Annotated in this window: 25 protein-coding genes and 2 pseudogenes; 16 read left to right on the forward strand and 11 right to left on the reverse strand. The window is 69.6% G+C overall.

The genetic code is table 11. From position 1 onward, the window contains the following. The first annotated feature begins 94 nt into the window (after nt 1-94). Nucleotides 95-424: a hypothetical protein gene (locus ACILRB_RS14090; protein ID WP_395666929.1), complete on the forward strand. Its 330-nt coding sequence runs from the start codon at nt 95-97 to the stop codon at nt 422-424. A 165-nt stretch (nt 425-589) separates the two neighbouring features. After that, complete coding sequence (locus ACILRB_RS14095) at nt 590-898, forward strand: zinc ribbon domain-containing protein (protein WP_395666930.1); 309 nt, start codon at nt 590-592, stop codon at nt 896-898. A gap of 114 nt (nt 899-1,012) precedes the next feature. Here the strand turns inward: ACILRB_RS14095 and ACILRB_RS14100 are convergent, their stop codons facing one another. Next, nucleotides 1,013-1,201: a hypothetical protein gene (locus tag ACILRB_RS14100; protein ID WP_395666931.1), complete on the reverse strand. Its 189-nt coding sequence runs from the start codon at nt 1,199-1,201 to the stop codon at nt 1,013-1,015. A gap of 33 nt (nt 1,202-1,234) precedes the next feature. On the opposite strand from ACILRB_RS14100, the pseudogene ACILRB_RS14105 reads away from it, so the two are divergent. From ACILRB_RS14105 to ACILRB_RS14125, 5 genes and pseudogenes are all read left to right on the forward strand, one after another. Continuing rightward, a pseudogene (locus ACILRB_RS14105) lies at nt 1,235-1,477 on the forward strand (pseudouridine synthase); the annotation flags it as partial. 49 nt (nt 1,478-1,526) lie between these two features. Then, on the forward strand, nt 1,527-1,910 hold the full coding sequence (locus ACILRB_RS14110; protein WP_395666953.1) for a hypothetical protein: 384 nt from the start codon (nt 1,527-1,529) through the stop codon (nt 1,908-1,910). 464 nt (nt 1,911-2,374) lie between these two features. Then, nucleotides 2,375-3,181 carry an RNA polymerase sigma factor RpoH gene (gene rpoH / locus ACILRB_RS14115; RefSeq protein WP_395666932.1) on the forward strand — a complete coding sequence of 269 codons (807 nt, stop codon included), beginning with the start codon at nt 2,375-2,377 and terminating at the stop codon, nt 3,179-3,181. 209 nt (nt 3,182-3,390) lie between these two features. Beyond that, nucleotides 3,391-4,044: a glutathione binding-like protein gene (locus ACILRB_RS14120; protein ID WP_395666951.1), complete on the forward strand. Its 654-nt coding sequence runs from the start codon at nt 3,391-3,393 to the stop codon at nt 4,042-4,044. A gap of 213 nt (nt 4,045-4,257) precedes the next feature. Further along, the gene (locus tag ACILRB_RS14125) at nt 4,258-5,004 is read left to right on the forward strand and encodes a YebC/PmpR family DNA-binding transcriptional regulator (protein ID WP_395666933.1); all 747 of its coding nucleotides are present in this window, start codon (nt 4,258-4,260) and stop codon (nt 5,002-5,004) included. Nucleotides 5,005-5,048: 44 nt separating this feature from the next. Here ACILRB_RS14125 and ACILRB_RS14130 read toward each other — a convergent pair whose 3' ends face one another. Continuing rightward, nucleotides 5,049-6,026: a catalase family peroxidase gene (locus ACILRB_RS14130; RefSeq protein ID WP_395666934.1), complete on the reverse strand. Its 978-nt coding sequence runs from the start codon at nt 6,024-6,026 to the stop codon at nt 5,049-5,051. Between the two features lie 273 nt (nt 6,027-6,299). Here ACILRB_RS14130 and ACILRB_RS14135 point away from each other — a divergent pair, with 273 nt between their 5' ends. Next, on the forward strand, nt 6,300-7,091 hold the full coding sequence (locus ACILRB_RS14135) for a hypothetical protein (RefSeq protein WP_395666935.1): 792 nt from the start codon (nt 6,300-6,302) through the stop codon (nt 7,089-7,091). Between the two features lie 9 nt (nt 7,092-7,100). Here ACILRB_RS14135 and ACILRB_RS14140 read toward each other — a convergent pair whose 3' ends face one another. The 7 genes from ACILRB_RS14140 to recA all read right to left on the reverse strand — a co-directional run bounded on the left by ACILRB_RS14140 (nt 7,101) and on the right by recA (nt 16,030). After that, entirely contained in the window at nt 7,101-8,165 is a 1,065-nt protein-coding gene (locus ACILRB_RS14140) for a YcjF family protein (protein WP_395666936.1), read from the reverse strand. A 2-nt stretch (nt 8,166-8,167) separates the two neighbouring features. Then, nucleotides 8,168-9,670: a YcjX family protein gene (locus tag ACILRB_RS14145; protein WP_395666937.1), complete on the reverse strand. Its 1,503-nt coding sequence runs from the start codon at nt 9,668-9,670 to the stop codon at nt 8,168-8,170. Nucleotides 9,671-9,788: 118 nt separating this feature from the next. Further along, a complete protein-coding gene (locus tag ACILRB_RS14150) occupies nt 9,789-10,880 on the reverse strand; it encodes a hypothetical protein (RefSeq protein WP_395666938.1) in 1,092 nt (363 codons plus the stop codon). After that, nucleotides 10,877-11,434 (reverse strand): SixA phosphatase family protein, encoded by a 558-nt coding sequence (locus ACILRB_RS14155; RefSeq protein ID WP_395666939.1) that lies wholly within the window; start codon nt 11,432-11,434, stop codon nt 10,877-10,879. The genes ACILRB_RS14150 and ACILRB_RS14155 overlap by 4 nt, the downstream gene beginning before the upstream one ends. 194 nt (nt 11,435-11,628) lie before the next feature. Beyond that, a complete protein-coding gene (locus tag ACILRB_RS14160) occupies nt 11,629-12,024 on the reverse strand; it encodes a phasin family protein (protein ID WP_395666940.1) in 396 nt (131 codons plus the stop codon). 69 nt (nt 12,025-12,093) lie between these two features. Beyond that, the gene (alaS, locus tag ACILRB_RS14165; protein WP_395666941.1) at nt 12,094-14,775 is read right to left on the reverse strand and encodes an alanine--tRNA ligase; all 2,682 of its coding nucleotides are present in this window, start codon (nt 14,773-14,775) and stop codon (nt 12,094-12,096) included. A 187-nt stretch (nt 14,776-14,962) separates the two neighbouring features. Beyond that, a complete protein-coding gene (gene recA, locus ACILRB_RS14170; RefSeq protein ID WP_395666942.1) occupies nt 14,963-16,030 on the reverse strand; it encodes a recombinase RecA in 1,068 nt (355 codons plus the stop codon). Nucleotides 16,031-16,421: 391 nt separating this feature from the next. Between recA and ACILRB_RS14175 the strand changes: the two genes are divergently transcribed. After that, entirely contained in the window at nt 16,422-16,919 is a 498-nt protein-coding gene (locus tag ACILRB_RS14175) for a hypothetical protein (protein WP_395666943.1), read from the forward strand. Between the two features lie 57 nt (nt 16,920-16,976). After that, nucleotides 16,977-17,312, forward strand: a complete 336-nt coding sequence (locus ACILRB_RS14180) for a hypothetical protein (protein WP_395666944.1) — start codon at nt 16,977-16,979, stop codon at nt 17,310-17,312. A 69-nt stretch (nt 17,313-17,381) separates the two neighbouring features. Here ACILRB_RS14180 and ACILRB_RS14185 read toward each other — a convergent pair whose 3' ends face one another. Next, a complete protein-coding gene (locus tag ACILRB_RS14185; protein WP_395666945.1) occupies nt 17,382-18,425 on the reverse strand; it encodes a DUF2125 domain-containing protein in 1,044 nt (347 codons plus the stop codon). A 204-nt stretch (nt 18,426-18,629) separates the two neighbouring features. Between ACILRB_RS14185 and ACILRB_RS14190 the strand changes: the two genes are divergently transcribed. The 6 genes from ACILRB_RS14190 (at nt 18,630) to dksA (ending at nt 24,796) form a co-directional block, all read left to right on the forward strand. Beyond that, complete coding sequence (locus ACILRB_RS14190; protein ID WP_395666946.1) at nt 18,630-19,238, forward strand: gamma-glutamylcyclotransferase; 609 nt, start codon at nt 18,630-18,632, stop codon at nt 19,236-19,238. Nucleotides 19,239-19,363: 125 nt separating this feature from the next. Next, a complete protein-coding gene (locus ACILRB_RS14195) occupies nt 19,364-20,950 on the forward strand; it encodes a CHAD domain-containing protein (protein ID WP_395666947.1) in 1,587 nt (528 codons plus the stop codon). Nucleotides 20,951-21,147: 197 nt separating this feature from the next. Then, complete coding sequence (locus tag ACILRB_RS14200; protein WP_395666948.1) at nt 21,148-21,831, forward strand: metallophosphoesterase family protein; 684 nt, start codon at nt 21,148-21,150, stop codon at nt 21,829-21,831. A gap of 343 nt (nt 21,832-22,174) precedes the next feature. Beyond that, the gene (locus ACILRB_RS14205) at nt 22,175-22,939 is read left to right on the forward strand and encodes a hypothetical protein (RefSeq protein ID WP_395666949.1); all 765 of its coding nucleotides are present in this window, start codon (nt 22,175-22,177) and stop codon (nt 22,937-22,939) included. Nucleotides 22,940-23,015: 76 nt separating this feature from the next. After that, nucleotides 23,016-24,239: an NADP-dependent isocitrate dehydrogenase gene (locus ACILRB_RS14210; RefSeq protein ID WP_395666950.1), complete on the forward strand. Its 1,224-nt coding sequence runs from the start codon at nt 23,016-23,018 to the stop codon at nt 24,237-24,239. A gap of 191 nt (nt 24,240-24,430) precedes the next feature. Further along, nucleotides 24,431-24,796 carry an RNA polymerase-binding protein DksA gene (dksA, locus tag ACILRB_RS14215; RefSeq protein ID WP_395666952.1) on the forward strand — a complete coding sequence of 122 codons (366 nt, stop codon included), beginning with the start codon at nt 24,431-24,433 and terminating at the stop codon, nt 24,794-24,796. A gap of 157 nt (nt 24,797-24,953) precedes the next feature. Here the strand turns inward: dksA and ACILRB_RS14220 are convergent. Continuing rightward, nucleotides 24,954-25,586 (reverse strand): annotated as a pseudogene (locus tag ACILRB_RS14220) (hypothetical protein); the annotation flags it as partial.

The raw sequence follows: 25,586 nt of genomic DNA on the forward strand, positions 1-25,586 counted from the left end.
GCGATCGTCGGGCGCGACGAGCGCGAGAGCGGCGAGCGTGCGCTGCTCAACCTCGGCCACACCTTCGGCCATGCGCTGCTGGAGATGCCGCCACATGACGGCGGATTCTGCGCATGGCGAGGGCGTGGCCGTCGGCATGGCGCTCGCCTTCCGCTTCAGCGCGCGGCTCGGCCTCTGCGGCCTCGAGGACGCGATGCGCGTCGAGGCGCATCTGCGCGACGTCGGCCTGCCGACGCGCGTCGGCGACGTCGAGGGGCTCGGCGCGACGCCCGACGCCCTGATGGACGCCATGGCCCAGGACAAGAAAGTGGAACGCGGCGCGCTCACTTTCATTCTCGCCCGCGCGATCGGCGACTGTCATGTCGCCAAATCCGTCCCGGCCGAGGAGGCGCGCGCCTTTCTGGCGCATGAGCTTTCGCTCTGACCCTGTCGCAAACCCGACGCTCGGCTGCGCGTCGGGCGCGGGGGTGACGCCGGATGGCGACGCATGCTTCTTGAAGCCGCGCTTCTTCCGTCAAGAACGCCGGGCGGCGCGTGTCTTGCTTGGCGCAGGCCAGAGCGCGGGGGCCGCGCCGACGCGAGGACTGAAATGCCGCTGTTCGCCTTCCATTGCGAGACCTGCGACGCCGATTTCGAGACGCTCATGCGCGCCTCGGACACGCCCGAATGCCCGAAATGCGCGTCGCAGACGCTGCGGCGGCTGCCCTCGCGCGTCGCGCCCGACCTCAATTTCCCCAAGGTCGCCAAGGCCACGCGCTGCCGAAGGAAGCTGGAAGGCCATCTGTCGAATTTCACGCGCGCTGAAACGCCCAGGGCCGCGCCGTCCTTCGTGTGGGGCTTGCGCGCCCGCGCCGCCTCGCCTAACTGGCGCGCGAGGCCAAACCGGCGGAGCGCGTGAACACTTTTCCAGAACTCGCCCCAGTCGGGCGGGGCGACATCCGGCTGTGGTCGCGCCCGGCGAGGGCGGCGAGGCTCGACCGCGCCCGCGCGGCCCGCGGCCGAAGCCGCTGGCCTACGCTGTCGCGACGCCGGCGAAGGCGCTCGTCGAGGACGGCCGGTCCTCGTCGACGGCGCGGCGGCGTGCGAGCCGAGCCGCATCCTGCGCGCGGGGCAGGCGGTCGCGCTGAGCCTGCCGGCGGCGGCCGACCCGCAGCCGCAGGGCGAGGACATCGCCCTCGACGTGCTGTTCGAGGACGCGCATCTGCTCGTTCTCGACAAGCCGGCCGGGCTCGTCGTGCATCCGGCGGCGGGTCATGAGGCCGGCACGCTGGTCAACGCGCTGATCGCCCATTGCGGCGCGAGCCTGTCCGGGATCGGCGGCGTGCGCCGGCCGGGGATCGTGCACCGGCTCGACAAGGACACCTCTGGCCTGATGGTCGTCGCCAAGACCGACGCCGCCCATCAGGGCCTCGCCCGGCTTTTCGCCGACCATGGACGCACGCTCGATCTGACGCGCGACTATGTCGCCTATGTCTGGGGGCGGCCGCCGCGCCCTGCGGGCGTGGTCGACGCGCCGCTCGCGCGTCATGCGACCGTGCGCGAGAAGATCGCGCTCGCGCCGGAAGGGCGGGGGCGGCGCCGTCACCACTGCTACTTCGCCGGACGCTGGGGCCGAGGCCGCCGCGGTCGACTGCAGCCTCGAAACGGGGCGCACGCATCCGATCCGCGTGCATATGGCGAGCCTCGGCTGTCCGCTCCTCGGCGACGCGGTCTATGGCCCGGGCTTTCGCACCAAGGCGAAGCGGCTCGGCCCGCGCGCGCAGGCGGCGCTCGGGGCGCTGGGGCGCCAGGCGCTGCACGCCCGCACGCTGGGCTTCGCGCATCCCGTCACGGGCGAGACTTTGAGCTTCACGCGTGAGCCGCCGCAGGACATGCTGCAGCTCGCCGACGCCCTGCGCGACGAAGCCTGACCGCGCCGGCCAAGGTCCGCCAGCTCCGCGCAAGGCCCGAGCGCGAATTTGTCCTTCTCGCGCAAAGTTGAAACGCCTTCGTCGTGACGCGCGGACAGAAATCGAGCGGGAATTTCACGTCGCGCATGAAACCCGGGCAGGGGGCTGCGCGTATAGGTGTTCAAGAGGGGTGGTCGACGTCCGGCTTGCGCCGCTTTGGCGCGCGTCAGGGCTGCGGATGTTGCGGAAATGTAATGCGGCGCATCATCTCCGGACCCTTTTAGCCTCGACTCAGGCGTCATATATTCAGAAACCGCGCGGCCGACCCTTGCCGGGAGGCTGTGCGCGGGCCTGCCGACGGCGGAGGCCTGACCGGAGGTAGATTTATGAGCGCAGCGCTGCCGATGATTTCGGGCGAGAGGGCCTCGCCCGCTACCGGAATGAAATCAGGCGGTTTCTCTGGCGCCGAGCCGCAAGAGGAATATATGCTGGGCTGGAAGTTGGCGCGAGCACCAGGACCCGACGCCGCGCAGAAGCTCGTCACCTCCCATCTTCGTCTCGTCGCCAAGATCGCCATGGGGTATCGCGGCTACGGCCTGCCGATCAGCGAGGTGGTCTCGGAAGGCAACGTCGGCCTGATGCAGGCGGTGAAGCGGTTCGAGCCCGACAAGGGCTTTCGCCTTGCGACCTACGCCATGTGGTGGATCAGGGCGTCGATTCAAGAGTATATCCTGCGCTCCTGGTCGCTTGTGAAGATGGGCACCACCGCGAGCCAGAAGAAGCTGTTCTTCAACCTGCGCAAGGTGAAGAGCCAGATCTCCGCGCTCGAGGAGGGCGACCTGCGCCCCGAGCATGTCGACGCCATCGCGACGCGGCTCGGCGTGCCGACGCAGGACGTGATCGACATGAACCGCCGCATGTCCGGCGACGCCTCGCTCAACGCGCCCCTGCGCGAGGAGGGCGAGGGCGAATGGCAGGACTGGCTCGTCGACGACGGCGCCAGCCAGGAGAACATGCTCGCCGACCGCGAGGAGACCGACAACCGCCTCGGCGCCCTGCGCTCGGCGCTCGGCGTGCTCAACGACCGCGAGCGCCGCATCTTCGAGGCGCGGCGCCTGACCGACGACCCGATGACGCTCGAGGCGCTGTCCGACGAGTTCGACATCTCGCGCGAACGCGTGCGCCAGATCGAGGTGCGCGCCTTTGAGAAGGTGCAGTCCGCGGTCAAGGCCGACATGGCCCGGGTCGAGGCCGGGGCGCGCCAGCCCCAGCTTCCGGGCGCGGCCTCCTGATCAGGGGCCGGCCGGCGCGGAGGGCGCGCCGGCCGGAGCAGGCCTTCGTTCCACGCGGCCGGGAGCGCGGCCCGCGTCGGGCCTGTCGTCTTCTTTCACGGCGCTTCTTTCACGCCGTCCTGACTCACCGTCCTGCCTTGCGCCGTCTTGCGGCGCGCCGGTCCCGAGGCCACATGGTCAGGGCCAAAGCTCCGACCTGCGGGACGCTCATGATCGATTTTTACTACTGGCCGACGCCGAACGGCCACAAGATCACGCTTTTCCTTGAAGAATCCGGCCTTCCCTATCGCCTTCGCCCGATCGACATCGGCAAGGGCGAGCAGTTCGAGCCAGAGTTTCTCAAGATTTCGCCCAACAACCGCATGCCGGCGATCGTCGACCCCGAGCGCGAAGGCGGCGGCGCGCCGGTCCCGGTCTTTGAATCTGGCGCGATCCTTCTTTATCTCGCCGAGAAGACGAAGAAATTTCTTGGCCCCGACCTGCGCGGCCGGGTCGAGACGCTCGAATGGCTGTTCTGGCAGGTCGGCGGCCTCGGCCCCATGGCGGGGCAGAACCATCACTTCTCGAAATATGCGCCAGAGCCGCTCCCCTACGCCATCGAGCGCTACCGCCGCGAGACGGCGCGTCTTTACGGCGTGCTCGACCGTCGGCTCGAAGGCCGCAGCTTCGTCGCCGGCGCGGGCTACTCCATCGCCGACATGGCGATCTATCCGTGGATCGTCCCGCATCAGGACCAGGGCCAGGATCTCGCCGCCTTCCCCAATCTCGGACGCTGGTTCGAGGCGGTCGCCGCGCGCCCCGCGACGGTCCGCGCCTATGAGGTCGCAGCCTCGGTCCGGCCGCCGGCCGACGCGCGCGGCTGAAGCGCCGGGGCTTTTCGCAGGACGCGGCGCCGTCCGGTTGCGGGAGCGCGCCGCCTCGCCCGGCCGGCGCGTCGCCTGCGGTCTTTATTTCCGCCGCGGCCCGTCCTATAGCATCCGGCTCATCGTCAGACATATGCGCCGGCCTTCATGAGGGCCGCGCCGCCGCGCCTTGCGTCCGCGCGGCCGCTTTCGTTTCGGGGGTTCAGAGGGGCAATGGCCGGACATAGCCAGTTCAAGAACATCATGCACAAGAAGGGCAAGCAGGACGCGATCCGCTCCAAGCTCTTCTCCAAGCTCGCGCGCGAGATCACCGTCGCCGCCAAGCTCGGCCTGCCCGACCCCGCCATGAACGCCCGCCTGCGCGCCGCCGTCCTCGCCGCCCGCGCCGAAAACATGCCGAAGGACAATATCGAGCGCGCCATCAAGAAGGCCTCGGCCGCCGACGGCGAGAACTATGACGAAGTGCGCTATGAGGGTTACGCCTCGGGCGGCGTCGCGGTGATCGTCGAGGCCCTGACCGACAACCGCAACCGCACGGCGGGCGAGGTGCGCTCCTATTTCACCAAGGTCGGCGGCGCGCTGGCCGAGACCGGCGCGGTCTCCTTCATGTTCGACCATGTCGGGCTCGTCGAGTTCCCGGCCAAGGCCGCCTCCGAGGAGGCCATGCTCGAGGCGGCGATCGAGGCCGGCGCCGACGACGTCCAGAGCGACGCCGAAACCCATCAGATCTACACCTCGCTCGAATCGATGCGCGACGTCTCCCAGTCGCTCGAGGCGAAATTCGGCGAGCCGACCCGGGCGACGCTGGTCTGGAAGCCGCAGAACACCATTCTGCTCGACGACGAAACCGGCGAGAAGGTGCTGCGCCTCATCGGCCTGCTCGAGGACAATGACGACGTCCAGAACGTCTACGCCAATTACGAGATTTCCGACGCGCTCGTCGCCAGGCTCGAGGCGTAGGGTTTGCGCGCGCCGCCCCTGATGGGAAAGCGGCGCGCGGGCGTTTACGGATTGCGGCGCGAAAACGACACGGCGTAGGCGCCGTCGCGAACGTCGACCAGCGGGTCGCCCGAGGGCTCGATCCCGTCGGTCAGGGCGCCCGGCAGGAACAGCAGCTTCTTCTGCGCTTCGAGGCTGTCGGGGGAGAGCGTGTCGATCGTCAGCGTTCCCAGCGTGACCAGCTTGCGCTCGTGCGGCCAGGGCGTCGATCCGTCAAGCACGTCGTCGCCGGGTTCGGCGAGCTGAGCCTTGAGCGTGAAGGTCACGGGCCCCTGCTTCAGCCGCGCGGCCATGTCGTCGACCAGGAAATCGGCGGGCTTCGCCGCCGCCGCTTCCTTTTCGAGATGGACGGTCTCCTCGGGCGCGAAGACGTAGCGGACCGCCTGGCGCGCGCCGGCCTTGTTCACGAGCACGAAGGCGTTGACGCCATTATACTGTTCATGCGCGAAGCTGTCCGGCGTGCGCAGCGCCCCGAGCGACTTCGGCACGGCGGGATGCGACGCGATGAAGGTCTCGAGCGGCGTCGGCTTCGGCGCGTCCTTGGGGCTTGCGGCGATCGCCGTCAGCAGGGCCAGAAACTCCTCTCCGGTGCGCACCGGAAAAAAGGGCAGCGAATTCGTCACCATGTCGGTCTCGCCGCCGTCGGGCAGGGCGTATTTGACGGAAAGGCCGTGCGGATTGGCGTCGCCTGATCCGTCCGGCAGGTTCGGCAGGCCGGTCGAATCCGAAAAGCGGACGGTCACGGGAATCCTGGCGCCGGAGAAGATCGCGGCCTTGCTCAGCGCCGCCGCCCCCGGCGCGCCGACGAAACTGCCCGTCGCCACGACGCCCTTGGCGTGATTGGCCCTGAAGCCCGGATGAACTCCGAACAGCTTGTTGAAGGCGTCGACCAGTTCGGTCGCGACGTCGCCGTCGTCAGCCCGCGCGGCGGGAGAGGCGAGCGCCAGCGCCGCGGCGAGCAGCGGCAGAAATCTCTTTCTCATTTTCATTGAAGGTCGCCCGATTCGACCGGCCCTGCGCCGGACGAAACCTAGATTGAATCTAAGACATGACGCGGATCAAGCCGTCATTCGCGCTCGGCTTTCCTCCGCCGCGCCTTTTGAAAACAGGAAGGGCGCGACCTCGCGCACGCCGGGCGCCTCGCCGGGCTTGGCCGCCAGCCGTGCTCCCTCGCACGGCGCCGCGGGCGCCGCAAGGCGCATGGTCAGGAGAGGCGCGATCGCCCCCCGATCGCCGGTTCGAGAGGACCCCGCCCCATGTTCCTGACCGCGAAGAAGGAGTTCATCGACAAGGCCCTGCGCGACATCGCCCTTTTTGAACAGGGCGGCTCGGCTGGGATGTTCTACGCCCTTCCGCGCGCCTCGATCGCCAGAGGCCTGCGCGAGCGGGTGGCCAATCCGAAGTCTCTCGACCAGAATCAGGCGAGCCTGTGCGGACCCGCGGCCTTCCTTTACTGCCTGCTGAACTGTCGTCCCGATCTGTTTGCGACCTATGTCATCGATCTTTACGTGAAGGGCGAGGCGCAGATCGGCGATCTGACGATCACGCCGAGCACGGGCTGTCTTTCCTTTCCTTCACATCCGTCAAAGATCGCCGATGTCGACTGGGTGGCGCTGGCCAGCCTGCGCGACTCGGAGAACGTCTGGCTCCAGTATTCTTCGCCCAATGACACGGCGAGCGGCGCGACCGCCCCCTATGTGCTGGCGAAATGGTTCGAGAAGGCGGGCTTTCCCGGCGTCGTCAACGAAACCAACGTCTATTTCAGCAAGGGGCTGCCGACCCTTTTGACCGGCAACCTGCAGGCGTTCGCCGGCGGCTATGTTTGCCTGCTCGTGAACGACAACATGTTGAACGAGTATCGGGAAAGCTCAATGTTCTGCAATCATTGGGTGGTGTTGCAGCAGCTGTCGAGCTACGCCGACGACGACGTCAGATTTTCGGTTTATACGTGGGGCTCCATTCGGCCGGTTCCGCCTTTGGGCAAGAAAATGTCGCGCGACGATCTGTCGGGGAATTTTTATGGCTATGTGTCGGCCGGCCGTTTCTAAGCCGAAGCGTCAGCTCTTTGGCTCGCCCTTCGAGAACAGGAAGGGCGCGACATCGCGCACGCCGGGCGCCTTGCCGACCGCATAGGGCATGGGCCGGCACACCGCCATGGCCGAGAGGCCGACGCGCGCCGTCAGCATGCCGTTGAGCACGCCTTCGCCGAGCTTGGCCGAAAGCCGCGCCGCGATGCCGTGGCCGAGCACCTGCTGCACCAGCGAATCGCCCGCCGCCATGCCGCCGGTGATGGCGATATGGGCGGCGATGGAGCGCAGCACTTTCAGAAAGCCGAGCACGCCCGGGCGCCCGCCATAGATCGCCGAGATGCGGCGGATGAGCCTGACCGCCTGCGCCGTCACGAACAGCACGTCGAGAATGGCGCGCGGCGCGATCGCCGTGACGATCGAGACGCGCTTGGCCGCGTCGGCGATCTCCTGACGCGCCCTGAGGTCGAGCGGATGAATGAGCGTGCGTTCGGCGATGTCGATGAGGTCGCGCCCGTCGACGATGTCCTGCGCGAGGTCGCGCAGATGGTCGCGCGCCTGCGCCGTCTCCGGACGCGCGACGTAAAGCTCGCCGAGCTCCGAGACGAGGTTGCGCGCGCGGCCATAGTCGTCGGCCTCGCGCGCCTGCGCGAAGCCCGCGTGCAGGTCGGCGATGCGGCGCTGGCGCAGCACGCCCGCAGCCTCCCGCGCGGCGAGGACGAGGAGCGCCAGCACGCAGAGGCCGGCGAGCGCGAGCGCGAGCGCGCCAAGCGCCGGGGCGCGGGCGAACAGATCGTCGATGAAGGCCGAAACCCAGGCGCCAAGCCCGAGCAGCAGCAGGCCCGACGCGGCCGACCAGAACACGCCGCCCCATGACAGCAGCCAGTGGCGCGCGAGCCCCTGCCTCTGCGCCGCCTCGACCGCCGCTTCTTCCTCGACCTCGGGCGCGGGATCGAGCAGCGCCTCGGCCTCCGCCTCATAGGGGTCGCGCGCGGGCTCGATCAGCACGGGCGCGCGCGGGGCCTCACGCGAATCGGCGTCCTCGACGGCGAGGTCCTGCAGGCGGAAGGCGCGGGGTTTCTTCGGGTCTTGCATGGTCAGGCCATCCTGTCGCCGAGCAGGAACTGGAAGGCGCGGTCGAGCCGGATATGCGGCGGCGGCGCGAGCGAGCCGTCGCGGGCGCGCAGCGGCGTCGGCGGCCGGAAACGCACGAAACGATAGTCGGCCTCGCCCGGCGCCGGCTGGGCCGGAGGGTCGCGGAACACCGTGCGCGGGTCTTCGGGCAGTTCGCCCGGAAAGATCGCCGCCTCGGCCCGGCCGTCGAACACTTCGTCGCCGATCTTCTCGCCGTCGAGCGGCGTGCCGACGACGGCCTCGAGCGCCGGGCCGCCGTGGCCGCCGACCTTCGCCTCGCGCGTCGCCCTGACGGCCGCGAGCGCGATCACGTCGATCTCCGCGCCCACGCCCTGCACGCGCTCGATGGCGCGCGCGGTCAGGAGGCGAAGGATCGCTTCGAGCCGGTCATGGCTCGTGTGGTGCAGATGGTCGGCCTTGGTCGCGGCGAAGAGGATGCGGTCGATGCGCGGCCGGAAGATCGTCGAAAGGACGTTGCTGCGGCCGGCGCGGAAGGCGCCGAGCACGTCGCCGAGCGCGAGTTCGAGGTCGCGCATGGCCGCCGGCCCGGCGTTGAGCGCGGCGAGCGCGTCGACGAGCACGATCTGCCGGTCGAGCCGCGAGAAATGATCGCGGAAGAAGGGCTTCACCACATGCGCCTTGTAGGCCTCGTAGCGGCGCTCCATCATGGCCGCGAGCGAATCCGGCGGATAGACGCCGGAGGGGTCGAGCGACAGCGGCGCGAAAGTCAGCGCAGGCGAGCCGGCGAGGTCGCCCGGCATGAGAAAACGCCCCGGCGGCAGGCTCGAGAAGCTGAACTCCTCGCCGCGGCAGGCGCGCAGATAGGCGGTGAACAGCTCCGCCGCGCGGCGCGCGTCCTCGTCGCGGAATTTCGCCTTCGGGTCTTTCTGGGCGCAAAAGCCGCGGAACTGCTGCGCCAGCGGCGCGCGCGCCGCGCTCGACGCGGCCTCGAGCGAGTCCTGTGACCATTGCGCATAGGATTTTTCGAGCAGCGGCAGGTCCAGCAGCCATTCGCCGGGGTAGTCGACGATGTCGAGCGTCAGCGCGCGGCGGCCGGGATTGAAGCCGGACTTCTGCTGGTACTGCATGCGCAGCCGCAGTTCGGAGATGCGCCGCGTCGACTGCGGCCAGATGCGCGCCTCGGGCCGCCCTTCGAGCCCCGACAGCGCCTCGACATGCTCCTCATAGGCGAAGCGCGGCACGGCGTCGTCGGGCTGCGGCTCGAGCGCGCCGCTGATGAGCCGGCCTTCGGCGTGGACGCGGAAGACGGGCAGGGTGTTCTTGCGTCCGCGCAGGGCGGGGCTCGCGGCCTTGGTCAGATGCTCGATCAGCGCGGTGATGAAAACCGTCTTGCCGGCGCGTGAAAGCCCCGTCACGCCGAGCCGGACATGGCCGCCGGCGGAAAGGTCGACGAGGCTTTTCGCGACGGCTTTGGCTTCGTGCAGGAGATCGGAGAAAAGGGCCAAGGCGAGGTCCGGGCGGGTTGACGCGGGGCGGGAGCCCGCAAAGCGCGGGCGCCAAAGGCATATGGAGGAACGCCGCGGCCCGCAAGCTTCGCCTCGCGCCGGCCCGCAAAAGCCCGGCTCATTCCGGCCGGGCGCCGCCTGACGGGCCAGCTTCGAGCGCGACGGGGCGCGGCGGCGGCCGCGGCGCGGCCTCGACGGCGTCGCGCCGCGCGTCGAGTTCGGCCACCGCGGTCGCGATCAGGGCGACGTCGACGCCGAGCGGGCCGATCTCCACCCGCGCCATATTGCGCAGCATGGGCGCGAGCCGCGGCCCCGCCGAGCCGTCGGGCGCGAACAGGCCGAGGTCGTCATTGGGCCCGACGCCGAGCCCGTCGACCACGCGCAGCGCATAATTGCGCAGCCGCGTCGCGTCGTCGGCGCAGCTTGGCCCCGGCGGGGCGAGCGGCGCGGCGTCGAGCCCTGAAACGTCGAGCGCGGCGAGCCGCATCGGCCGCGCCGGCGCGGCGGGCGTCCGCTCGCCCATGCCGACGGCGATCTCGGGCGCGGCGATCATGCGCGTCTTGCGATCGATGACGATCGACACGCGCATGCGCTGCGCGGGTTTCGCCCCGGGGGCGCTGGCGGCCGTGATCACGAAGCCTGAAGGCTTTTTCACGCGTGGGGCGCCGCCCGGACGGTGCGAGGCGAGCCAGCGCGCGCGCAGCGTGCCGCCTATTCCGCGCGGCGCGAGCGCGGCGAGCGACCCCGCCGCGCCGCCGCGCGCCGGAAGCCCGCATTGCGCCGGCGCCCAGCGCGAAAGGATCGCCTGCGCGCTGCGCAGATTATAGACGAGATAATAGCGCCGCAGCAGCGAGGCGGCGACGGCCGCGCCTTCGGCGGCGGAAGAGAACGCGACATGGCCCTCGGCGTCGGCGGCGATTTCGCCGCTCCAGCCCGCGCGCTTCACGCACCAGTAATTGTTGAGCTTCACGCAGCGCGGCGTGGCCGCCGCCTCGCCGGAAAGATGTCTCGCCGTCGTCTCCGCCGGCGCGTCGAGGTGGAGCGCGGCCTCGAAACGCCAGTTGGAGACGGCGCGCGCGGCGGGCAGGAAGAAAGGGGCGAACTCGGCCGGCGCGCCTGAGGCCGCGAGCCGCGCGAGGCCCGCGAAGGGCGGCGGCGCGAGATCGGCCGGCGCGGCGGCCAGAAACAGGCTCAAAAGCTCGACGATCATGACGGCGCGCGCCGCGGCGCGGCCTCCTGCGGGCGGATCTGCAATTCCTTCGAGGCGAGGGTCAGAAACAGGCCGAGGCGACCGACGCTGCGCGCCGCCTCGCGCCAGTTGCGCGAATCGAAGTCGATCAGCGCCAGCGCGGGCGCGGGAAACTGGCTGCGCAGACGCCGCAGCGCGGCGGCCTCGCCGAAGGCCGCAAAGGCGACAGCCGCCTCGGCGAGCCCCGGATTGTGGCCGACGAGCAGAAGGCTCGCCACCCCAGCAGGCGCGTCCTCCACGAGCGCCTGGACCGCGGCGGCGGCGGCGTCATAAAGGGTCGGCGCGACCAGGCGCGGAAAAGGGCGGTCGGCGCCCTCCTGCAGCCGCTCCAAAGTCTGCAGCGTGCGCCGCGCCGGCGACACCAGCGCGAAGTCCGGCAGGGCTCCGATCTCGGCGAGATAGGCGCCGACGCGGCGCGCGGCGTCTTCGCCGTCGGCGGTGAGACGGCGGTTGACGTCGCCCTCGCCGGCGGAGGGGACGGCTTCGGCGTGGCGAAGGAGAAGAAGCCGAAGCATGGCGTCTCGGGTTGCGGGCGCAGCGCAGGCTCGGCTGGCGGCCACAGGATCGTCACGGCCGGCAGAATAAACCGCGCCGGCGATTTTCCGAAATCGCTTCGACGCCAGGATGAGACAAAAATTCAACCCGGCCGCAAGGCGCTGGGCTTGCGCCGAATGCGATCCCGGGGCGCGGCGCCTTTCGACGCGAGACCTCAGGGCGTTTTGGTGAACTTCTCGACATTGGACGCCGCCTGATCGGTCGCCTGCCGCGACGCGTCGACGACAGAGTCGATGTTCTTTGACCAGATGTCAGAATAGGTCTTGCCCATCTCGATCGGCATCGCCGCCAGAAGCTCGGCGAAGCGGCGCGAGTGCTGCGTGAAATTCTCGAAACATTCACGCACATATTGCGTCTGAATCGCCAACATTTCGGTCACGCCGCGCGCCTGGCGCAATTTTTCGGCCGTTTCGGTGGCGTGATCGAGCGATTGGCGCGACATGGCCGCGCATTCGGTGGCAAAGGACTGAAGCGTCGCCGTCGTCTTGGAAACGGCTTCGTTGCCGCGGTCGAGGGCTTCGTCGGCGACCTTGAGGTTCGCGTCAACCATCTTGGGCTCTCCTTTTTCGCCGCTTTGACAATCGCTGCGGCGGCGATTGGTTGCGCTTGCGCGAAAACTTCAGGCGGCGTCCTGCGCGCCGCGCAGGCCCTGGGCCACGGCGGACAGGGCTTCGTTTGCGCGCGCCCCGTCCGGGCCGCCCGCCTGGGCGAGGTCGCGGCGTCCGCCGCCGCCCTTGCCTCCGAGCGCCGAGGCGGCGAGCCGCACCAGAGCCACGGCGTCATAGCGGTCGGTCAGGTCCGCCGTGACGCCCACGACCACGCCGGCCTTGCCGTCGGCGTCGACCGCGGCGATGGCGACGACGCCTGAGCCGACGCTCTGCTTGGCTTCGTCGGCGAGCGATTTCAGATCCTTGAGGTCGACGCCCGAAACCGAGCGGCCGAGGAATTTCACGCCGCCGACGAGTTCGGCCTCCGCCGTCTTTTCGCCGCGGCCCATGGCAAGCTTGCGCCGTGCGTCGCCGAGTTCGCGTTCGAGCTTGCGGCGCTCCTCGATCAGGGCGGCGAGCCGGCGTTCCGCGTCGTCTGCGGGCGTTTTGAGAAGGGCGGCGAGCGCGTCGAGCCGCGCGGAGCGGGCGTTGAGATAGCGCCGCGCCTCAGCCGCCGTCTTCGCCTCGATGCGGCGCACGCCGGCGGCGACCGCCGATTCGGAGGTGACGGCGATAAGGCCGATGTCGCCCGTGCGCGCGACGTGGGTGCCGCCGCAGAGCTCGATCGAAAAGGGCCGGTTGACGCCCTCGCCGCCGTCCGCGCGGTCCTGCGCGTAGCCCATGGAGACGACGCGCACCTCGTCGCCGTATTTTTCGCCAAACAGCGCGCGCGCGCCGGACGCGATCGCCTCGTCGACCGCCATCAGCCGGGTGACGACGGGCGCGTTCTCGACGACGGCGCGATTGGCGATGTCCTCGACGCGGGACAGTTCTTCCGGCGTGATCGGCTTCAGATGGGTGAAGTCGAAACGCAGCCGGTCGGGCGCGACGAGCGAGCCTTTTTGCGCGACATGATCGCCGAGCACGAGGCGCAGCGCCTCATGCAGAAGATGCGTCGCCGAATGATTGGCGCGCACCGCCGCGCGGCGGGCGCGGTCGACGGCGAGTTCAAGCGCCGCGCCTTCGCGGATCTCGCCCTCCTCGACGACGACGTCATGGACGAAAAGATCGCCGAGCTTCTTCTGCGTGTCGGTGACGCGGATTTTCACGCCCGGAGCGGTCATGACGCCGACGTCGCCGACCTGACCGCCCGATTCGCCATAGAAAGGCGTCTGATTGAGGATCAGCGCGCCGCTTTCGCCCTGCCGCAACGCCTCGACGGCGCGACCCTCCCCGACCAGCGCGACGACGACGCCTTCGGCCTCCTCGGCCTCATAGCCGAGAAATTCGGTCGCTCCCGTCTTTTCGCGAAGCGAAAACCAGAGGCTTTCCGTCGCCGCTTCGCCCGACCCAGACCACGCCTTGCGGGCCTCGGCGCGCTGCCGCTCCATGGCCGCGTTGAAGCCCTCAACGTCGACGCTGCGCGCGCGCGCGCGCAACGCGTCCTGCGTCAGGTCGAGCGGAAAGCCATAAGTGTCGTAAAGCCTGAAGGCGGTTTCGCCGGGGAGCGCCGCGCCCTCGGGCAGGACGCGGAGCGCCTCGTCGAGAATCGACAGGCCGCGGGCGAGGGTTTCGATGAAACGCGCCTCCTCGAGCTTCAGCGTCTCGACGACGAGAGGCTCCGCGCGGACGAGCTCGGGATAGGCCTGGCCCATCTCGTGGACGAGCGTCGGGACGAGGCGCCACATGAGCGGCTCGCGCGCGCCGAGGAGCTGGGCGTGGCGCATGGCGCGGCGCATGATGCGCCGCAAGACGTAGCCGCGCCCTTCGTTCGAGGGGGTGACGCCGTCGGCGATGAGGAAAGAGCAGGCGCGCAGATGGTCGGCGATCACGCGGCAGCTCGCCTTCTGCGGGCCGTCGGGATCGACGCCGGTGAAGCCTGCGACCGCAAGCACCAGCGCGCGCAGCAGGTCGACGTCATAATTCGAGGTCACGCCCTGCAGCAGGGCGGCGATGCGTTCGAGCCCCATGCCGGTGTCGATCGAGGGGCGGGGCAGGTCGACGCGCTCGCCCGGGGCGACCTGCTCGAACTGCATGAAGACGAGGTTCCAGAATTCGAGATAGCGGTCGCCGTCCTCGTCGGGGCTGCCGGGCGGGCCGCCCTGCAGCTTGTCGCCCTGGTCGTAGAAGATTTCGGAACTAGGGCCGCAGGGGCCCGTGTCGCCCATCGCCCAGAAATTGTCGCTGGTCGCGATGCGGATGATTTTTGAATCGGAGAAGCCGGCGATTTTCTTCCAGAGCGACGCCGCCTCGTCGTCGGTGTGATAGACCGTGACGAGCAGGCGATCCTTGGGAAGCTGGAGCTCTTCGCTGATCAGCTTCCAGGCGAGCTCGATGGCGAGCGGCTTGAAATAGTCGCCGAAGGAGAAGTTGCCCAGCATTTCGAAGAAGGTGTGGTGGCGCGCGGTGTAGCCGACATTGTCGAGGTCGTTGTGCTTGCCGCCGGCGCGCACGCATTTCTGCGCCGTCGCCGCACGCGTATAAGGGCGCTTTTCGAGGCCGGTGAAGACGTTCTTGAACTGGACCATCCCGGCGTTGGCGAACATCAGCGTCGGGTCGTTGCGGGGCACGAGCGGCGACGAAGGCACGATCTCATGGCCGTTCTTCCGGAAGAATTCGAGGAAGCCCGACCGGATTTCATTGACGCCGTTCATCTGCCGTTCCGTCGCTTTCCCTGAGCCCGAGGGCCGCTTTATTGATGGACACAGCGCAAAATGAGCGGCGCAGGAGCAAAACGCAAGCGGCGCGCCGGACAGGCCGCCGCAGAACAGGGAAAGCGCATGCGAAGCGCCCGCAGTTTGGGGAAAGCCGGCGCGTCGCGAGGGACCGGGGCCGGTCCGCTCAGTCCTCTTCGCCCTCCGACGCGACGTCGAGGATCTTGTCGGCGATCATGCCGGCGTTCTCGCGAATGGCGAGCTCGATCTTGTCGGCGATCTCGGGATTGGCGCGCAGGAACGCCTTGGCGTTCTCGCGGCCCTGGCCGAGGCGCTGGCTGTCATAGGAGAACCAGGCGCCCGATTTCTCGACCACGCCGGCCTTGACGCCGAGATCGATCAATTCGCCGATCTTGGAGACGCCTTCGCCATACATGATGTCGAACTCGACCTGCTTGAAAGGCGGGGCGACCTTGTTCTTGACCACCTTCACGCGGGTCTGGTTGCCGATCACCTCGTCATGGTCCTTGATCGAGCCGATGCGGCGGATGTCGAGGCGCACGGAGGCGTAGAACTTCAGCGCGTTGCCGCCGGTCGTCGTCTCGGGGCTGCCGTACATCACGCCGATCTTCATGCGGATCTGGTTGATGAAGATGACCATGGTGTTGGAGCGCGAGATCGAGGCGGTGAGCTTGCGCAGGGCCTGGCTCATCAGGCGCGCCTGAAGGCCCGGCTGGCTGTCGCCCATCTCGCCCTCGATTTCCGCCCGCGGCGTGAGGGCGGCGACCGAATCGATCACCAGCACGTCGACCGCGCCGGAACGCACCAGCGTGTCGGTGATCTCGAGCGCCTGCTCGCCGGTGTCCGGCTGCGAGACGAGAAGGTCGTCGAGATTGACGCCGAGCTTGCGGGCGTAGACCGTGTCGAGCGCATGCTCGGCGTCGATGAAGGCGCAGACGCCGCCGCGCTTCTGCGCCTCGGCGATCACATGCAGCGTCAGCGTCGTCTTGCCCGAGGATTCCGGACCGTAGATTTCGACCACGCGTCCGCGCGGCAGGCCGCCGACGCCGAGCGCGATGTCGAGGCCGAGGGAGCCCGTCGGCACGGTCTCGACCTCGATCGCCTTGGGATTCTTGCCGAGCCGCATGATCGAACCCTTGCCGAAGGCGCGTTCGATCTGGGACAGGGCGGCGTCGAGGGCCTTGGTCTTATCCACGGACGTTCCTTCAACGAGGCGAAGATTGGCTTGGCTCATGCGATCGGCCCTTCTGGCACAGGCGCGGCGGGGCGGCAATGCGCTCCGTCTTGGCGTCTTAGAATGTATTCTCTTTGTTCTCGTCCGCAAGTTCTTTTTATGTTCTTATCTTTCCACTTGCGGCGCCCGTTTTGCGGGAGGCTTGCGCGCGGCGGGCGAAAAGGGCCGCGCGCATGGCCGGCGGGCGCGCGCGGGACGCGAAAGACGCGCCCGCTAAGTCCGCCTGCGCAAACCGCCGGCGTGGTTAACGGCGCGCGCGGGGCGGGCCGTCCGCGGCCGGCGCTGGCGGGCGGCGCAGCTGGCGCGCCGCTTGCTTGCCGTCCGGCGCGGCGGCCTCGTCCTGGCGCCTTGTTCCAGGCGCGGCGCCGCTTTGTCGGAGACTCGACACGAAATGCGCCAAGATTCGGACAATCTGGTCCGCATGGACGATCTCGTGGGCTTCGGGGACATTCCCGAAGACGTCAACGAGATGCTTCAGAAGGGCGTCGCGCTCTACCGGCGGGACCGCGGAGCGGCCGAGCTCGCGTTCCGCCAGGCGCTCGGCCTGCGGCCCGAAGCGCTGCCGACCTATCTGTGCCTTTATAAAATCCATACCTACCAGGGACATCTCGACGAGGCGCTGGCCGTCGCGCAGGCCGGGCTCGCCGAGGCCGCGCGCCAGGCGGGGCTTGATCCCGACTGGACGGGCTGGCGCCCGGGCGAGATTTCGCCGGACGTCGACGGGCCCGGCCATTTCGCGCTTTATACTTTGAAGGCGCTCGCCTTCATCCATCTGCGCCGTGACGAGAGGGACGAGGCGCGCCGCCGCCTCGACAAGCTCGACGAGCTCGGCGCCATGGAGCGTGTCGGCGGGACGGTCATCGCGGCGCTCGCCGCCGGCGTGAGTTGACGCGCGCTCAAGCCCGCCCGGCGGCGGGACGCGCTGAACGCAAGGAGACAAAAAGCCATGTCGCAGCAGCCTGCCGTCTATGAGCGGACCTTCATTCGCGAAACCTCGGACGGCCGCAAGATCGAGGTGATCGGCCCCTATGTCTGCGTCGACGGCGATCCGGTCGCGGACGGGATGGTCGAGGTGAAGACCCATCCGAACAAGGACGCCATTCTGCACGCGCTGCCCAACGCGGCCTTCATGGCCGGGCCGATCGTGCTCGTCGCCGAGGAGGCCTCGCTGGTGCGAGGGGCCTTCGCCAAGTTCAAGCAGCCCGAGCAGAATCTCGCCCAGATCGAGAAGCGGTTCCGCGAGGCCTATAACGCCCGCGCGCGGCTCGAAGGCATCGAATAGCCGCGCGCGCCGCTCCCGCGAAACGGGCGGGGCCGGCCGGAGCGCGGGCGGCGGGCGCGGATCAGCGGATCAATAGAGCGGCGGCACGCGCAGCGGCGTGCGGATCGGCCCGATCGACAGCGCGCCGTCGCCAAGCCGCAGCGGCAGGCGGATGGTCTTCCGGGCGTCCTCCTGGCCGGGCGTGCCGCCGAGAAAGCTCGTCAGCAGCGAACCCGCCGCGATCAGCGACGGATTGACGCCGAGCGCGCGCAGCGTCGGCTCGAGCCCGACGAGCGACGCGTTCAGCGTCCCGCGCGGGCGGCGCTCCTCGTCGAGGTCGAGCGTTCCCGTCGCCTCGACGACCGCGTCCCCGCTCGAAAGCCGCGCGCCGGCGACGTCGACGCGTCCGCCGGCGAGACGCCAGCGCTCCACCCGGTCGAAGAAGCGTCCGGGCGTCGCCCAGTCGGTGCCGACCACCGTTCCCGTGACATGCGCGTCGACCGGCGCCTTGAGCGCGAGGGCCGCGGCGAGCTGCGGCGTCGACGCGCCGTCGACCGTGACGTCGAAGGCGTAGCTGCCGGCCGCTTCCGCGACCGGCGCGAGCGTCGCCCGGACGTCGCGCGCCGCAAGGTCGAGCGGCGCGCCGTCATGCGTCGCGCCCGAAAGGGTCATGGCTTCGCCCGTCAGCGCGAGCCGCGCGAAGCCCTTGGCCGTCGCGCCCTCGACGTTGAGCTCGAGCGTTTTCCAGTCGAGCGTGAAGCGGTCGCCCTGCGCCGTGCGGGCCGAAAACGGCGCGGCGATCCGCGTCGTGATGGCGCGCGGCGCGAACACGCTCGCAAAGGCGCGGAAGCCGCCGACGCTTCCCTCGAAGTCGCGGTCGAGGATCGGGCCCGAGAAGCCGAGCGACGGGCAGACGATCTCGATGCGCGTCGGAAAGCCGTCGATGCGGCGCTCCGGGCAGATCCACAGGCGCCCCGAGGCCTCCTCCTGGGCGATCCAGCCCGAAAGCGCCTGATCCGCCGTGCGGGCGGCGACGAACCAGGCCGCGGACCAGGCGGCGCAGGCGAGCGCCGCGACCGCGCCGGCGAAAAGCAATGCGCGGCCGCGCCCTCCGGTCCGCTTCGTCGCCTCCATGAACATCTCCTGGGTCGATGGCCGGGCCTGCGCCGACGGCGCCGCTTCTTGGCCTTGCGCCGATGCGGGCCGGCTGCGGGCGGGCCGGCCCGCCCGCGTCGCGCTCCGGCGGCGGGGCGCGATCTTTTCCGCGCGGCCGGCATGGTTTATAGCGCAGGCCCTTCCGGAGCAAATGGCCGCGGCGACGCCCGGCGGGGAGCGGACATGGCGGAGCCGCGCGCGGCGGACGACCTCTGGGTGTTCGGCTATGGCTCGCTGATGTGGCGGCCGGGGTTCGATTTCGTCGAGCGGCGCGACGCGACCGTGCGCGGCTACCGCCGCGCGCTGTGCGTCTATTCCCATGTGCATCGCGGCACGGTCGAGACGCCGGGGCTGGTGCTCGGCCTCGACCGCGGCGGCGCCTGCCGCGGCGTCGCCTTCCGCGTCGAGGCGGCGCGGCGCGAGGCCACGCTCGACTATCTGCGCGCGCGCGAGCAGGCGACGGCGGTCTATCGTGAAATCCTGCTGCCCGCGCGACTTCGCGGCGGCGGGACCGTTTCGGCGGTCGCCTATGTCGCCGATCGGCGCCATGTTCAATATGCCGGCCGCCTCGACCGGCCCGAGCTTGCGCGGCTCGTCCGCCAGGGCGTGGGGATCTCGGGGCCGAACGTCGAATATGTGCTGAACACCTGCGCCCATCTCGTGGAGCTCTCGATCCGCGACGCGACGTTCGAATGGCTCGCCCGCGAATTCGGCGACCCGGCCGAGACCGACGCGGCGCAGGCCGGTCGCGGGAGCGGCGGAGAAAATCAGGGCGGAAAAAAACAGGGCTGAGAAAATCAGGATGGAGAAAAGCAGGGCGGAGACCGAGATTGACCGCCGCAGTCATGCGGCCGACGCGTCGCCCGGTCATTGCGACAGGGCGTTTCGACGCGAGGCCCGACCGGAGACTTTGAGACATGAGCGAGACGGAACTGAAGCTCGTCGCGATCGCGGGGGCCGCGCCCGCGCTGGGGTCCTTCGCCGCGCTTGCGCCAGCCTGCGCCTCCGCGCGACGCACGCGCCTGCAAAGCTGGCATTTCGACACGCCGGAGCGCGCCCTGCAGAAGGCCGGCTTCGTGCTGCGCATCCGCCGTGCGGGCGACGCGATGCTCCAGACCGTCAAGACGGGCGGCGCGAGCGCCTTTGAACGCGGCGAATGGGAGGAGCCGATCGCAGCGCCCGCGCCCGCGCCGGGCGTCGCGGCCTCGCCCGACATGCTCGACTTCGAGGCGATCGCGCGGACGCCGCTCGGCGCCCTGATCGACGGGGTCCGCGCCGATCTCGTCGAGGCGTTTCGGGTCGACGTGGAGCGCGAGACCTTTGTGCTCGAAACCGAAGACGGCGAGATCGAGGCCGCCTGCGACAATGGCGAGATCGTCGCCGAACGCCGCGGCCTGCGCCAGGGCGTCGCCGAGATCGAGCTTGAGCTGAAGCGCGGCGACGCGCGCCTCCTGTTTCCGCTGGCGCGCGAACTCGCGGCCGCGGCGCCCCTGTCGCTCAGCCTCGTCAGCAAGGCGGAGCGCGGCTTTCGTCTCGCGAGGGGGATCGCCGGCAAGGCGGTCAAGGCGTCACCGCCCCGCCTCGCGCAGGAGATGACCGCGGCCGACGCCTTCGCCGCGATCTGCGAAGCCTGCCTGCACGACTTCATGCTGAACGCCGACGCGCTGCGGGCGCGGTCGGACGAAACGCCGCGCGGCGTGCATCAGGGCCGCATCGCCCTGCGCCGGCTGCGGGCCGCCTTCGCGCTGTTCCGGCCGATCGTGAAGGGCGGCGCCGGCGACGATCTGCGCGCCGAGGTGAAGCGCCTCGCCTCGCTGTTTGGCCGCGCGCGCGACCGCGACGTGATGCTCGAGGCGGCGCTCGAAGCCGGGGACGGCGACGCGGGCGCGGACGGCCGGGCCTTCGCCGACTGGCTGGCGCGGGAGAGCGCGGCCCTGCACGGGCGGATCGTCGAGGCGATCGATTCGCAGCGCTGGCGGCTGTTCGTGATCGACTTCTTCCGCTGGCTCGATCACGGCGGCTGGCGGCGCAGGGCGGCGAAGCGCCCGCTCGGCATGGCCGAATTCGCGCGCGAGCGCCTCGGCAAGCGCCGCAGGCGCCTGCTGGAGGACGGCCGCGGCGGGCTCGGCGGGCTCGACGCCGAACAGCGCCATCAAGTGCGCATCGACGCCAAGACGCTGCGCTACATGGGCGAGTTCTTCGCCGCGACGCCGGCCGTAGCCGACCCGCAGGCGATGCGCAAGTTCCTGAACGGACTTGAAGATATCCAGACCTCGCTGGGCCTGATGCATGACGAGGAGGCGCGGCTCGAGGCGCGCGCGTCCGATCTCGGGCGCTGGCGCGCGGAGGCGGGCGAGGTCGCCCCGCAGGCGATCGCCGTCGCCGAGCGCTTCTACGCGCCGCGCGAAGACGTCGAACGCCGTCTCGGCGAGGCGATCGCGGCGTTCGACAAGCTCTCGCGAGCGGACCCGTTCCGACTATCGCCGCGCCGCGAAATGCTTTAACACGCGAGAAGCGTTTCGCCCGCCGCGCCGGCTCGCTCCTTCGTCGATTGGGTCTCGAGCCGGTCTGATTGCGCGCCGGCCTGTCTCGCGTCGGCGCGGACGGCCAGGCTCCGGCCCGGCCGTCCATCGGGCTTCAACCGCATATGTGGAAATTCCCCTCGCCAGCCGCCCCCGCCGCGCCGACGCTTCCGGCGGGAGTGCGCGTCTATGCGGTCGGCGACATCCATGGCCGTCTCGACCTGCTCGACCAGACGCTCGCCCGCATCGACGCCGACATTGCGCGCGATCCGGTCGACACGCCGCTCTGCGTCTTCCTTGGCGACTATATCGACCGCGGGCCAAAATCGGCCGAAGTGGTCGAGCGGCTGATCGAGCGCGCGGCCAGCCGCCCGACGGTCTGCCTGCGCGGCAATCACGAGCTTTACGTGCCCGAATTCCTGCGCAATCCGCCGGTGCTGCGCCATTGGGGCCTTTATGGCGGGCTCTCGACGCTGCTCTCCTATGGCCTCGCGCCGAGCCTGCAGCCGACGCCGCAGGAGGAGCTGGAGCTTGCGGAAGAGCTCGACCGCGTCCTGCCGGCGAGCCACAGGCGTTTCTACGAGGGCCTGCCGCTGTCGTTCTCCTGCGGCGACTTCTTCTTCGTCCACGCCGGCGTGCGCCCGAGCGTCGCTCTGTCGCGCCAGCGCGACGAGGACCTTCTGTGGATCCGCGACGAGTTTTTGAGCTGCGCCGAGCCGTTCGAGAAGATCGTCGTCCACGGCCATACGCCGACGATCGAGCCCGAAGTGCGCTCGAACCGCATCAACATCGACACCGGCGCCTACGCGACGGGCCGGCTCACCTGCCTGCGGCTCGAAGGCGGCGACATCGACTTTCTCTAGAGCATTTTCAGTAAAAGTTGCAGACTTTTACGTTAAGAAAACACGTAAGAACAAGATGTTGGAGCGCGTTCGCGATTCGATGAACGCCGAACGCGCTCGAGCGGGCGCGCCGCGGCCGGCCGGCGGTTCCGGGCCGGGCGGCCCTGTGTGGCGCGCCCGCGGCTCGCCATGCGGATTTTATGATTGCCGAACGGCGCCGCTTGCGCCGAAGATGGAGCTTGAGCCGGAATCTGCGCCTAAGCAGTCTTTCGCACGCGAACGCTCTGGATTTTTTGGGGCGCAGCCTATTCAATCGCGCCGGCGGCGCTGCGGCTGAGGCGGCGCGCCGACGGGGGAGGAATCGATGAGCCTGGAGACGCCTCGGCCGAGGTTCGCGACCACGGCAAGCGCGCAGGGCGACGGTCTGGCCGAGGGCCCGATGGACCTGCGGATCGGCGTGTCCGCCTTCGCCGTCGCCCTCGCGGCCGCCGGCCTCTGGATGCTGGCGTCGGCTCTGCTCGCGCCGACCCCGATCGCCTTTCCGATCGACCGCCAGGCGGCGACAGCCGCGGCCGGACAGCGCGCCGGCGCGCAATGGGCGGCCTGGCTCGGCGGCGTGCGCGGCGATCTCTATGCGCGGGCCGCCTTCGCCGGCGCCGACGCCGCCTATCTCGATCGCGCCGCCGCGGCCGACCCCGCGGCCGCCGCCCGAATCGCCCAGACGCGCGCCAACGCGCTGCACGCCGTCTCGCTCGCCCCGCTCGACGGCGGGGCGTGGCTGCTGCTGGCGGAATTGCCCGCCGAAGACAAATCCGAAGCGGGCGCGCGGCAGCGCGCCGGGGCGCTGCTGATGTCCTATTTCACCGCGCCGCAGGACGACAGGCTCGCGGCGGCGCGGCTCGAGCGCGCGGTCGGCCTGTCGGCGGCGGCGAGCCCCGACCTCATGGAGTTCATGAAGGGCGATCTGCGCCGGCTGCTCGCGGACCCCGCGACGCGGCGCTCGCTCACGGCCTCGCTCGCGCCGGCCTACCGGGCGGCCTCGCCGCCCTCGCGCGAGGCCTTCGCCGCCGCGGCGGCGACGGTCGACCCCGATTTTGCGCGGGCCCTGCGCGGCGAGCCGCCGAAGTGAGCGCCGCGGCGCGGCCCCCCGCCGCCGGCCTCTTGAGCTCAGGCATTTCCAACACTCAAAACGAGAAGGCTTCACTATGAGCAAGATCAAGGTCGCCAATCCCGTCGTCGAGCTTGACGGCGATGAGATGACCAGGATCATCTGGAAATACATCAGGGATAAGCTGATTCTCTCCTATGTCGATCTTGAGCTTGAATATTACGATCTTTCGATTGAGAACCGCGACGCCACCAGCGACCAGGTGACGGTCGACGCCGCCAACGCCATCAAGAAGCATGGCGTCGGCGTCAAATGCGCGACGATCACGCCCGACGAGGCGCGCGTCAAGGAATTCAACCTGAAGCAGATGTGGAAGTCGCCGAACGGCACGATCCGCAACATCCTCGGCGGCGTCATCTTCCGCGAGCCGATCATCTGCAAGAACGTGCCGCGCCTCGTGCCGGGCTGGACGCAGCCGATCGTCATCGGCCGTCACGCCTTCGGCGACCAATATGCGGCGACCGATTTCCGCGTGCCGGGCAAGGGCAGGCTGACGATCAGGTTCGAGGGCGACGACGGCGCGGTGATCGAGAAGGAGATCTACAAATATCCGGGCGCCGGCGTGTCGCTGTCGATGTACAATCTCGACGATTCGATCCGCGACTTCGCGCGCGCCTCGCTGAACTACGGCCTCGCCTCCCATTACCCGGTCTATCTCTCGACCAAGAACACGATTCTCAAATCCTACGACGGCCGCTTCAAGGACATCTTCCAGGAGGTCTACGAGACCGAGTTCAAGGCGAAATTCGACGCCGCCGGCCTTATCTACCAGCATCGCCTGATCGACGACATGGTCGCCTCGGCGCTGAAATGGTCGGGCGGCTATGTCTGGGCCTGCAAGAACTACGACGGCGACGTGCAGTCCGACACGGTGGCGCAGGGCTTCGGCTCGCTCGGCCTGATGACCTCCGTGCTGCTCAGCCCGGACGGACGCACCGTCGAGGCCGAGGCCGCCCATGGCACGGTCACGCGCCATTACCGCGAGCATCAAAAGGGCAATTCGACCTCGACCAATTCGATCGCCTCGATCTTCGCCTGGACGCGCGGCCTCACGCATCGCGCCAAGCTTGACGACAATCCCGAACTCGCCAATTTCGCCTCGACGCTTGAAAAGGTCTGCGTCAAGACCGTGGAATCGGGCTTCATGACCAAGGACCTGGCCCTCCTCGTCGGCGCCGAGCAGCGCTGGCTCTCGACCACCGGCTTCCTCGACAAGGTCGATGAAAACCTGCGCAAGGCGATGGCCGCTTCGCCAGCCTGAGCCTCGCCGCGTCGCGGCGGCCGCGCGCTCCGGCGCGGCCGCGCCGCCAAATGCAGGCTGCGCCGCCACTTAGATTGAATGTGGGCGACGCAATATGTATAAGGGCGCCATTCGGTTCGAGGATACGGAGCACCGAGGTGGCTGCCGAGACGCTTGATGACGGCTACACGCCCTCCGAAGACGAAGCGTTCATGAATGAGCGCCAGCGCGAGTATTTCCGTCGAAAACTGCTTGCCTGGAAAGAAGATATTTTGCGTGAAAGCCGCGAGACGCTGCTCGCGCTGCAAAGTGAAAATGAAAACCATCCCGACATCGCCGATCGCGCCTCGTCGGAGACGGATCGCGCGATCGAGCTGCGCGCGAGGGATCGCCAGCGCAAGCTGATCGCCAAGATCGAAGCCGCGCTCGGCCGGCTTGACGACGGCACCTATGGCTATTGCGAGGAGACGGGCGAGCCGATCGGCCTGAAGCGCCTCGACGCCCGGCCGATCGCGACGCTCTCGGTCGAGGCGCAGGAGCGCCACGAAAAGCGTGAACGCGTCTATCGCGACAGCTGATTCGACACGGGCCCCGGACCCGCGCCGGTTTCGCGCCTGACCGAAGAGAAAGGCGCGCTCCAAAACGAAGCGCGACGCTCGGGAGGCCCAGTCCGGTCGTCTCGCCCTTTAAACGCGCCAGTCCCGCCCGCCCGTTTTCGGTTTCTGGCGCCGGCCGTCAGGGCGCGTCGGGCGCGCGACCCAGAAGACGGGCCATTTCCTCCTCAAGCGAATCCCCGAACGGATCGGCTTCGATCTTCGCCGGCGGGCCCTTCGCGTCGTCGGCGGGCGGCGCTTCGGCCTCGACCGTCTCCGGGGCGGCGGGCTCGTGCTTCGGCGCGAGCGGCTGCGGATCGCCGAGCAGGGCCTGTTCGAGCGCCGCGGCGAGATCGAAAACGGGCGCCGCCAAAGCGGGCGAAGCCGGCGCGGGGTCTTGGGCGCGCTCGTCCTGCGGCGCCGGCGCGGCGGGCTTCGTCTCGGCGGCCGGCGTGGGGTCGACGGGCTTGGGCCCGACGGGTTTGGGCGCGGGCACGGCGGCCTCCGGCGCGTCTTCCCGCGGGGCGTGAGTCGTCTCGCGCGCCGACGGTTCGGGCGCGGGCGGCGCGGCGGCGGCCGGGCGCGGATCGGGCGCGCGACGCCCCAGCGTCTCGGCGAGCTGGCGCGGCGCCGCGGTCGGCCGCAGGAAAGGCGTCGCGAGCGGCGCGCGGGGAGGCGCGGTCTTGAGGATGGGCTCGCGCGGCGGACGCGGCGGCAGGGGCGGCAAGGCCGAAGGGCCGGGCGCGCGGCGCAGGGCGGCCGGAGGCGGCGGCGC

The organism is Methylocella sp. (assembly GCF_044226135.1).
Classification (GTDB): Bacteria; Pseudomonadota; Alphaproteobacteria; order Rhizobiales; family Beijerinckiaceae; genus Methylocapsa.

Excerpts from the sequence above, each read along its gene's own strand:
- ACILRB_RS14090 (WP_395666929.1), top strand. The coding sequence starts at position 95 with ATGACGGCGGATTCTGCGCATGGCGAGGGCGTGGCCGTCGGCATGGCG.
- ACILRB_RS14095 (WP_395666930.1), top strand. The coding sequence starts at position 590 with ATGCCGCTGTTCGCCTTCCATTGCGAGACCTGCGACGCCGATTTCGAG.
- ACILRB_RS14100 (WP_395666931.1), bottom strand. The coding sequence starts at position 1,201 with ATGCGCGTCCTCGAACAGCACGTCGAGGGCGATGTCCTCGCCCTGCGG.
- ACILRB_RS14110 (WP_395666953.1), top strand. The coding sequence starts at position 1,527 with ATGCGACCGTGCGCGAGAAGATCGCGCTCGCGCCGGAAGGGCGGGGGC.
- rpoH (WP_395666932.1), top strand. The coding sequence starts at position 2,375 with ATGCTGGGCTGGAAGTTGGCGCGAGCACCAGGACCCGACGCCGCGCAG.
- ACILRB_RS14120 (WP_395666951.1), top strand. The coding sequence starts at position 3,391 with ATGATCGATTTTTACTACTGGCCGACGCCGAACGGCCACAAGATCACG.
- ACILRB_RS14125 (WP_395666933.1), top strand. The coding sequence starts at position 4,258 with ATGGCCGGACATAGCCAGTTCAAGAACATCATGCACAAGAAGGGCAAG.
- ACILRB_RS14130 (WP_395666934.1), bottom strand. The coding sequence starts at position 6,026 with ATGAGAAAGAGATTTCTGCCGCTGCTCGCCGCGGCGCTGGCGCTCGCC.
- ACILRB_RS14135 (WP_395666935.1), top strand. The coding sequence starts at position 6,300 with ATGTTCCTGACCGCGAAGAAGGAGTTCATCGACAAGGCCCTGCGCGAC.
- ACILRB_RS14140 (WP_395666936.1), bottom strand. The coding sequence starts at position 8,165 with ATGCAAGACCCGAAGAAACCCCGCGCCTTCCGCCTGCAGGACCTCGCC.
- ACILRB_RS14150 (WP_395666938.1), bottom strand. The coding sequence starts at position 10,880 with ATGATCGTCGAGCTTTTGAGCCTGTTTCTGGCCGCCGCGCCGGCCGAT.
- ACILRB_RS14155 (WP_395666939.1), bottom strand. The coding sequence starts at position 11,434 with ATGCTTCGGCTTCTTCTCCTTCGCCACGCCGAAGCCGTCCCCTCCGCC.
- ACILRB_RS14160 (WP_395666940.1), bottom strand. The coding sequence starts at position 12,024 with ATGGTTGACGCGAACCTCAAGGTCGCCGACGAAGCCCTCGACCGCGGC.
- alaS (WP_395666941.1), bottom strand. The coding sequence starts at position 14,775 with ATGAACGGCGTCAATGAAATCCGGTCGGGCTTCCTCGAATTCTTCCGG.
- recA (WP_395666942.1), bottom strand. The coding sequence starts at position 16,030 with ATGAGCCAAGCCAATCTTCGCCTCGTTGAAGGAACGTCCGTGGATAAG.
- ACILRB_RS14175 (WP_395666943.1), top strand. The coding sequence starts at position 16,422 with ATGCGCCAAGATTCGGACAATCTGGTCCGCATGGACGATCTCGTGGGC.
- ACILRB_RS14180 (WP_395666944.1), top strand. The coding sequence starts at position 16,977 with ATGTCGCAGCAGCCTGCCGTCTATGAGCGGACCTTCATTCGCGAAACC.
- ACILRB_RS14185 (WP_395666945.1), bottom strand. The coding sequence starts at position 18,425 with ATGGAGGCGACGAAGCGGACCGGAGGGCGCGGCCGCGCATTGCTTTTC.
- ACILRB_RS14190 (WP_395666946.1), top strand. The coding sequence starts at position 18,630 with ATGGCGGAGCCGCGCGCGGCGGACGACCTCTGGGTGTTCGGCTATGGC.
- ACILRB_RS14195 (WP_395666947.1), top strand. The coding sequence starts at position 19,364 with ATGAGCGAGACGGAACTGAAGCTCGTCGCGATCGCGGGGGCCGCGCCC.
- ACILRB_RS14205 (WP_395666949.1), top strand. The coding sequence starts at position 22,175 with ATGAGCCTGGAGACGCCTCGGCCGAGGTTCGCGACCACGGCAAGCGCG.
- ACILRB_RS14210 (WP_395666950.1), top strand. The coding sequence starts at position 23,016 with ATGAGCAAGATCAAGGTCGCCAATCCCGTCGTCGAGCTTGACGGCGAT.
- dksA (WP_395666952.1), top strand. The coding sequence starts at position 24,431 with ATGAATGAGCGCCAGCGCGAGTATTTCCGTCGAAAACTGCTTGCCTGG.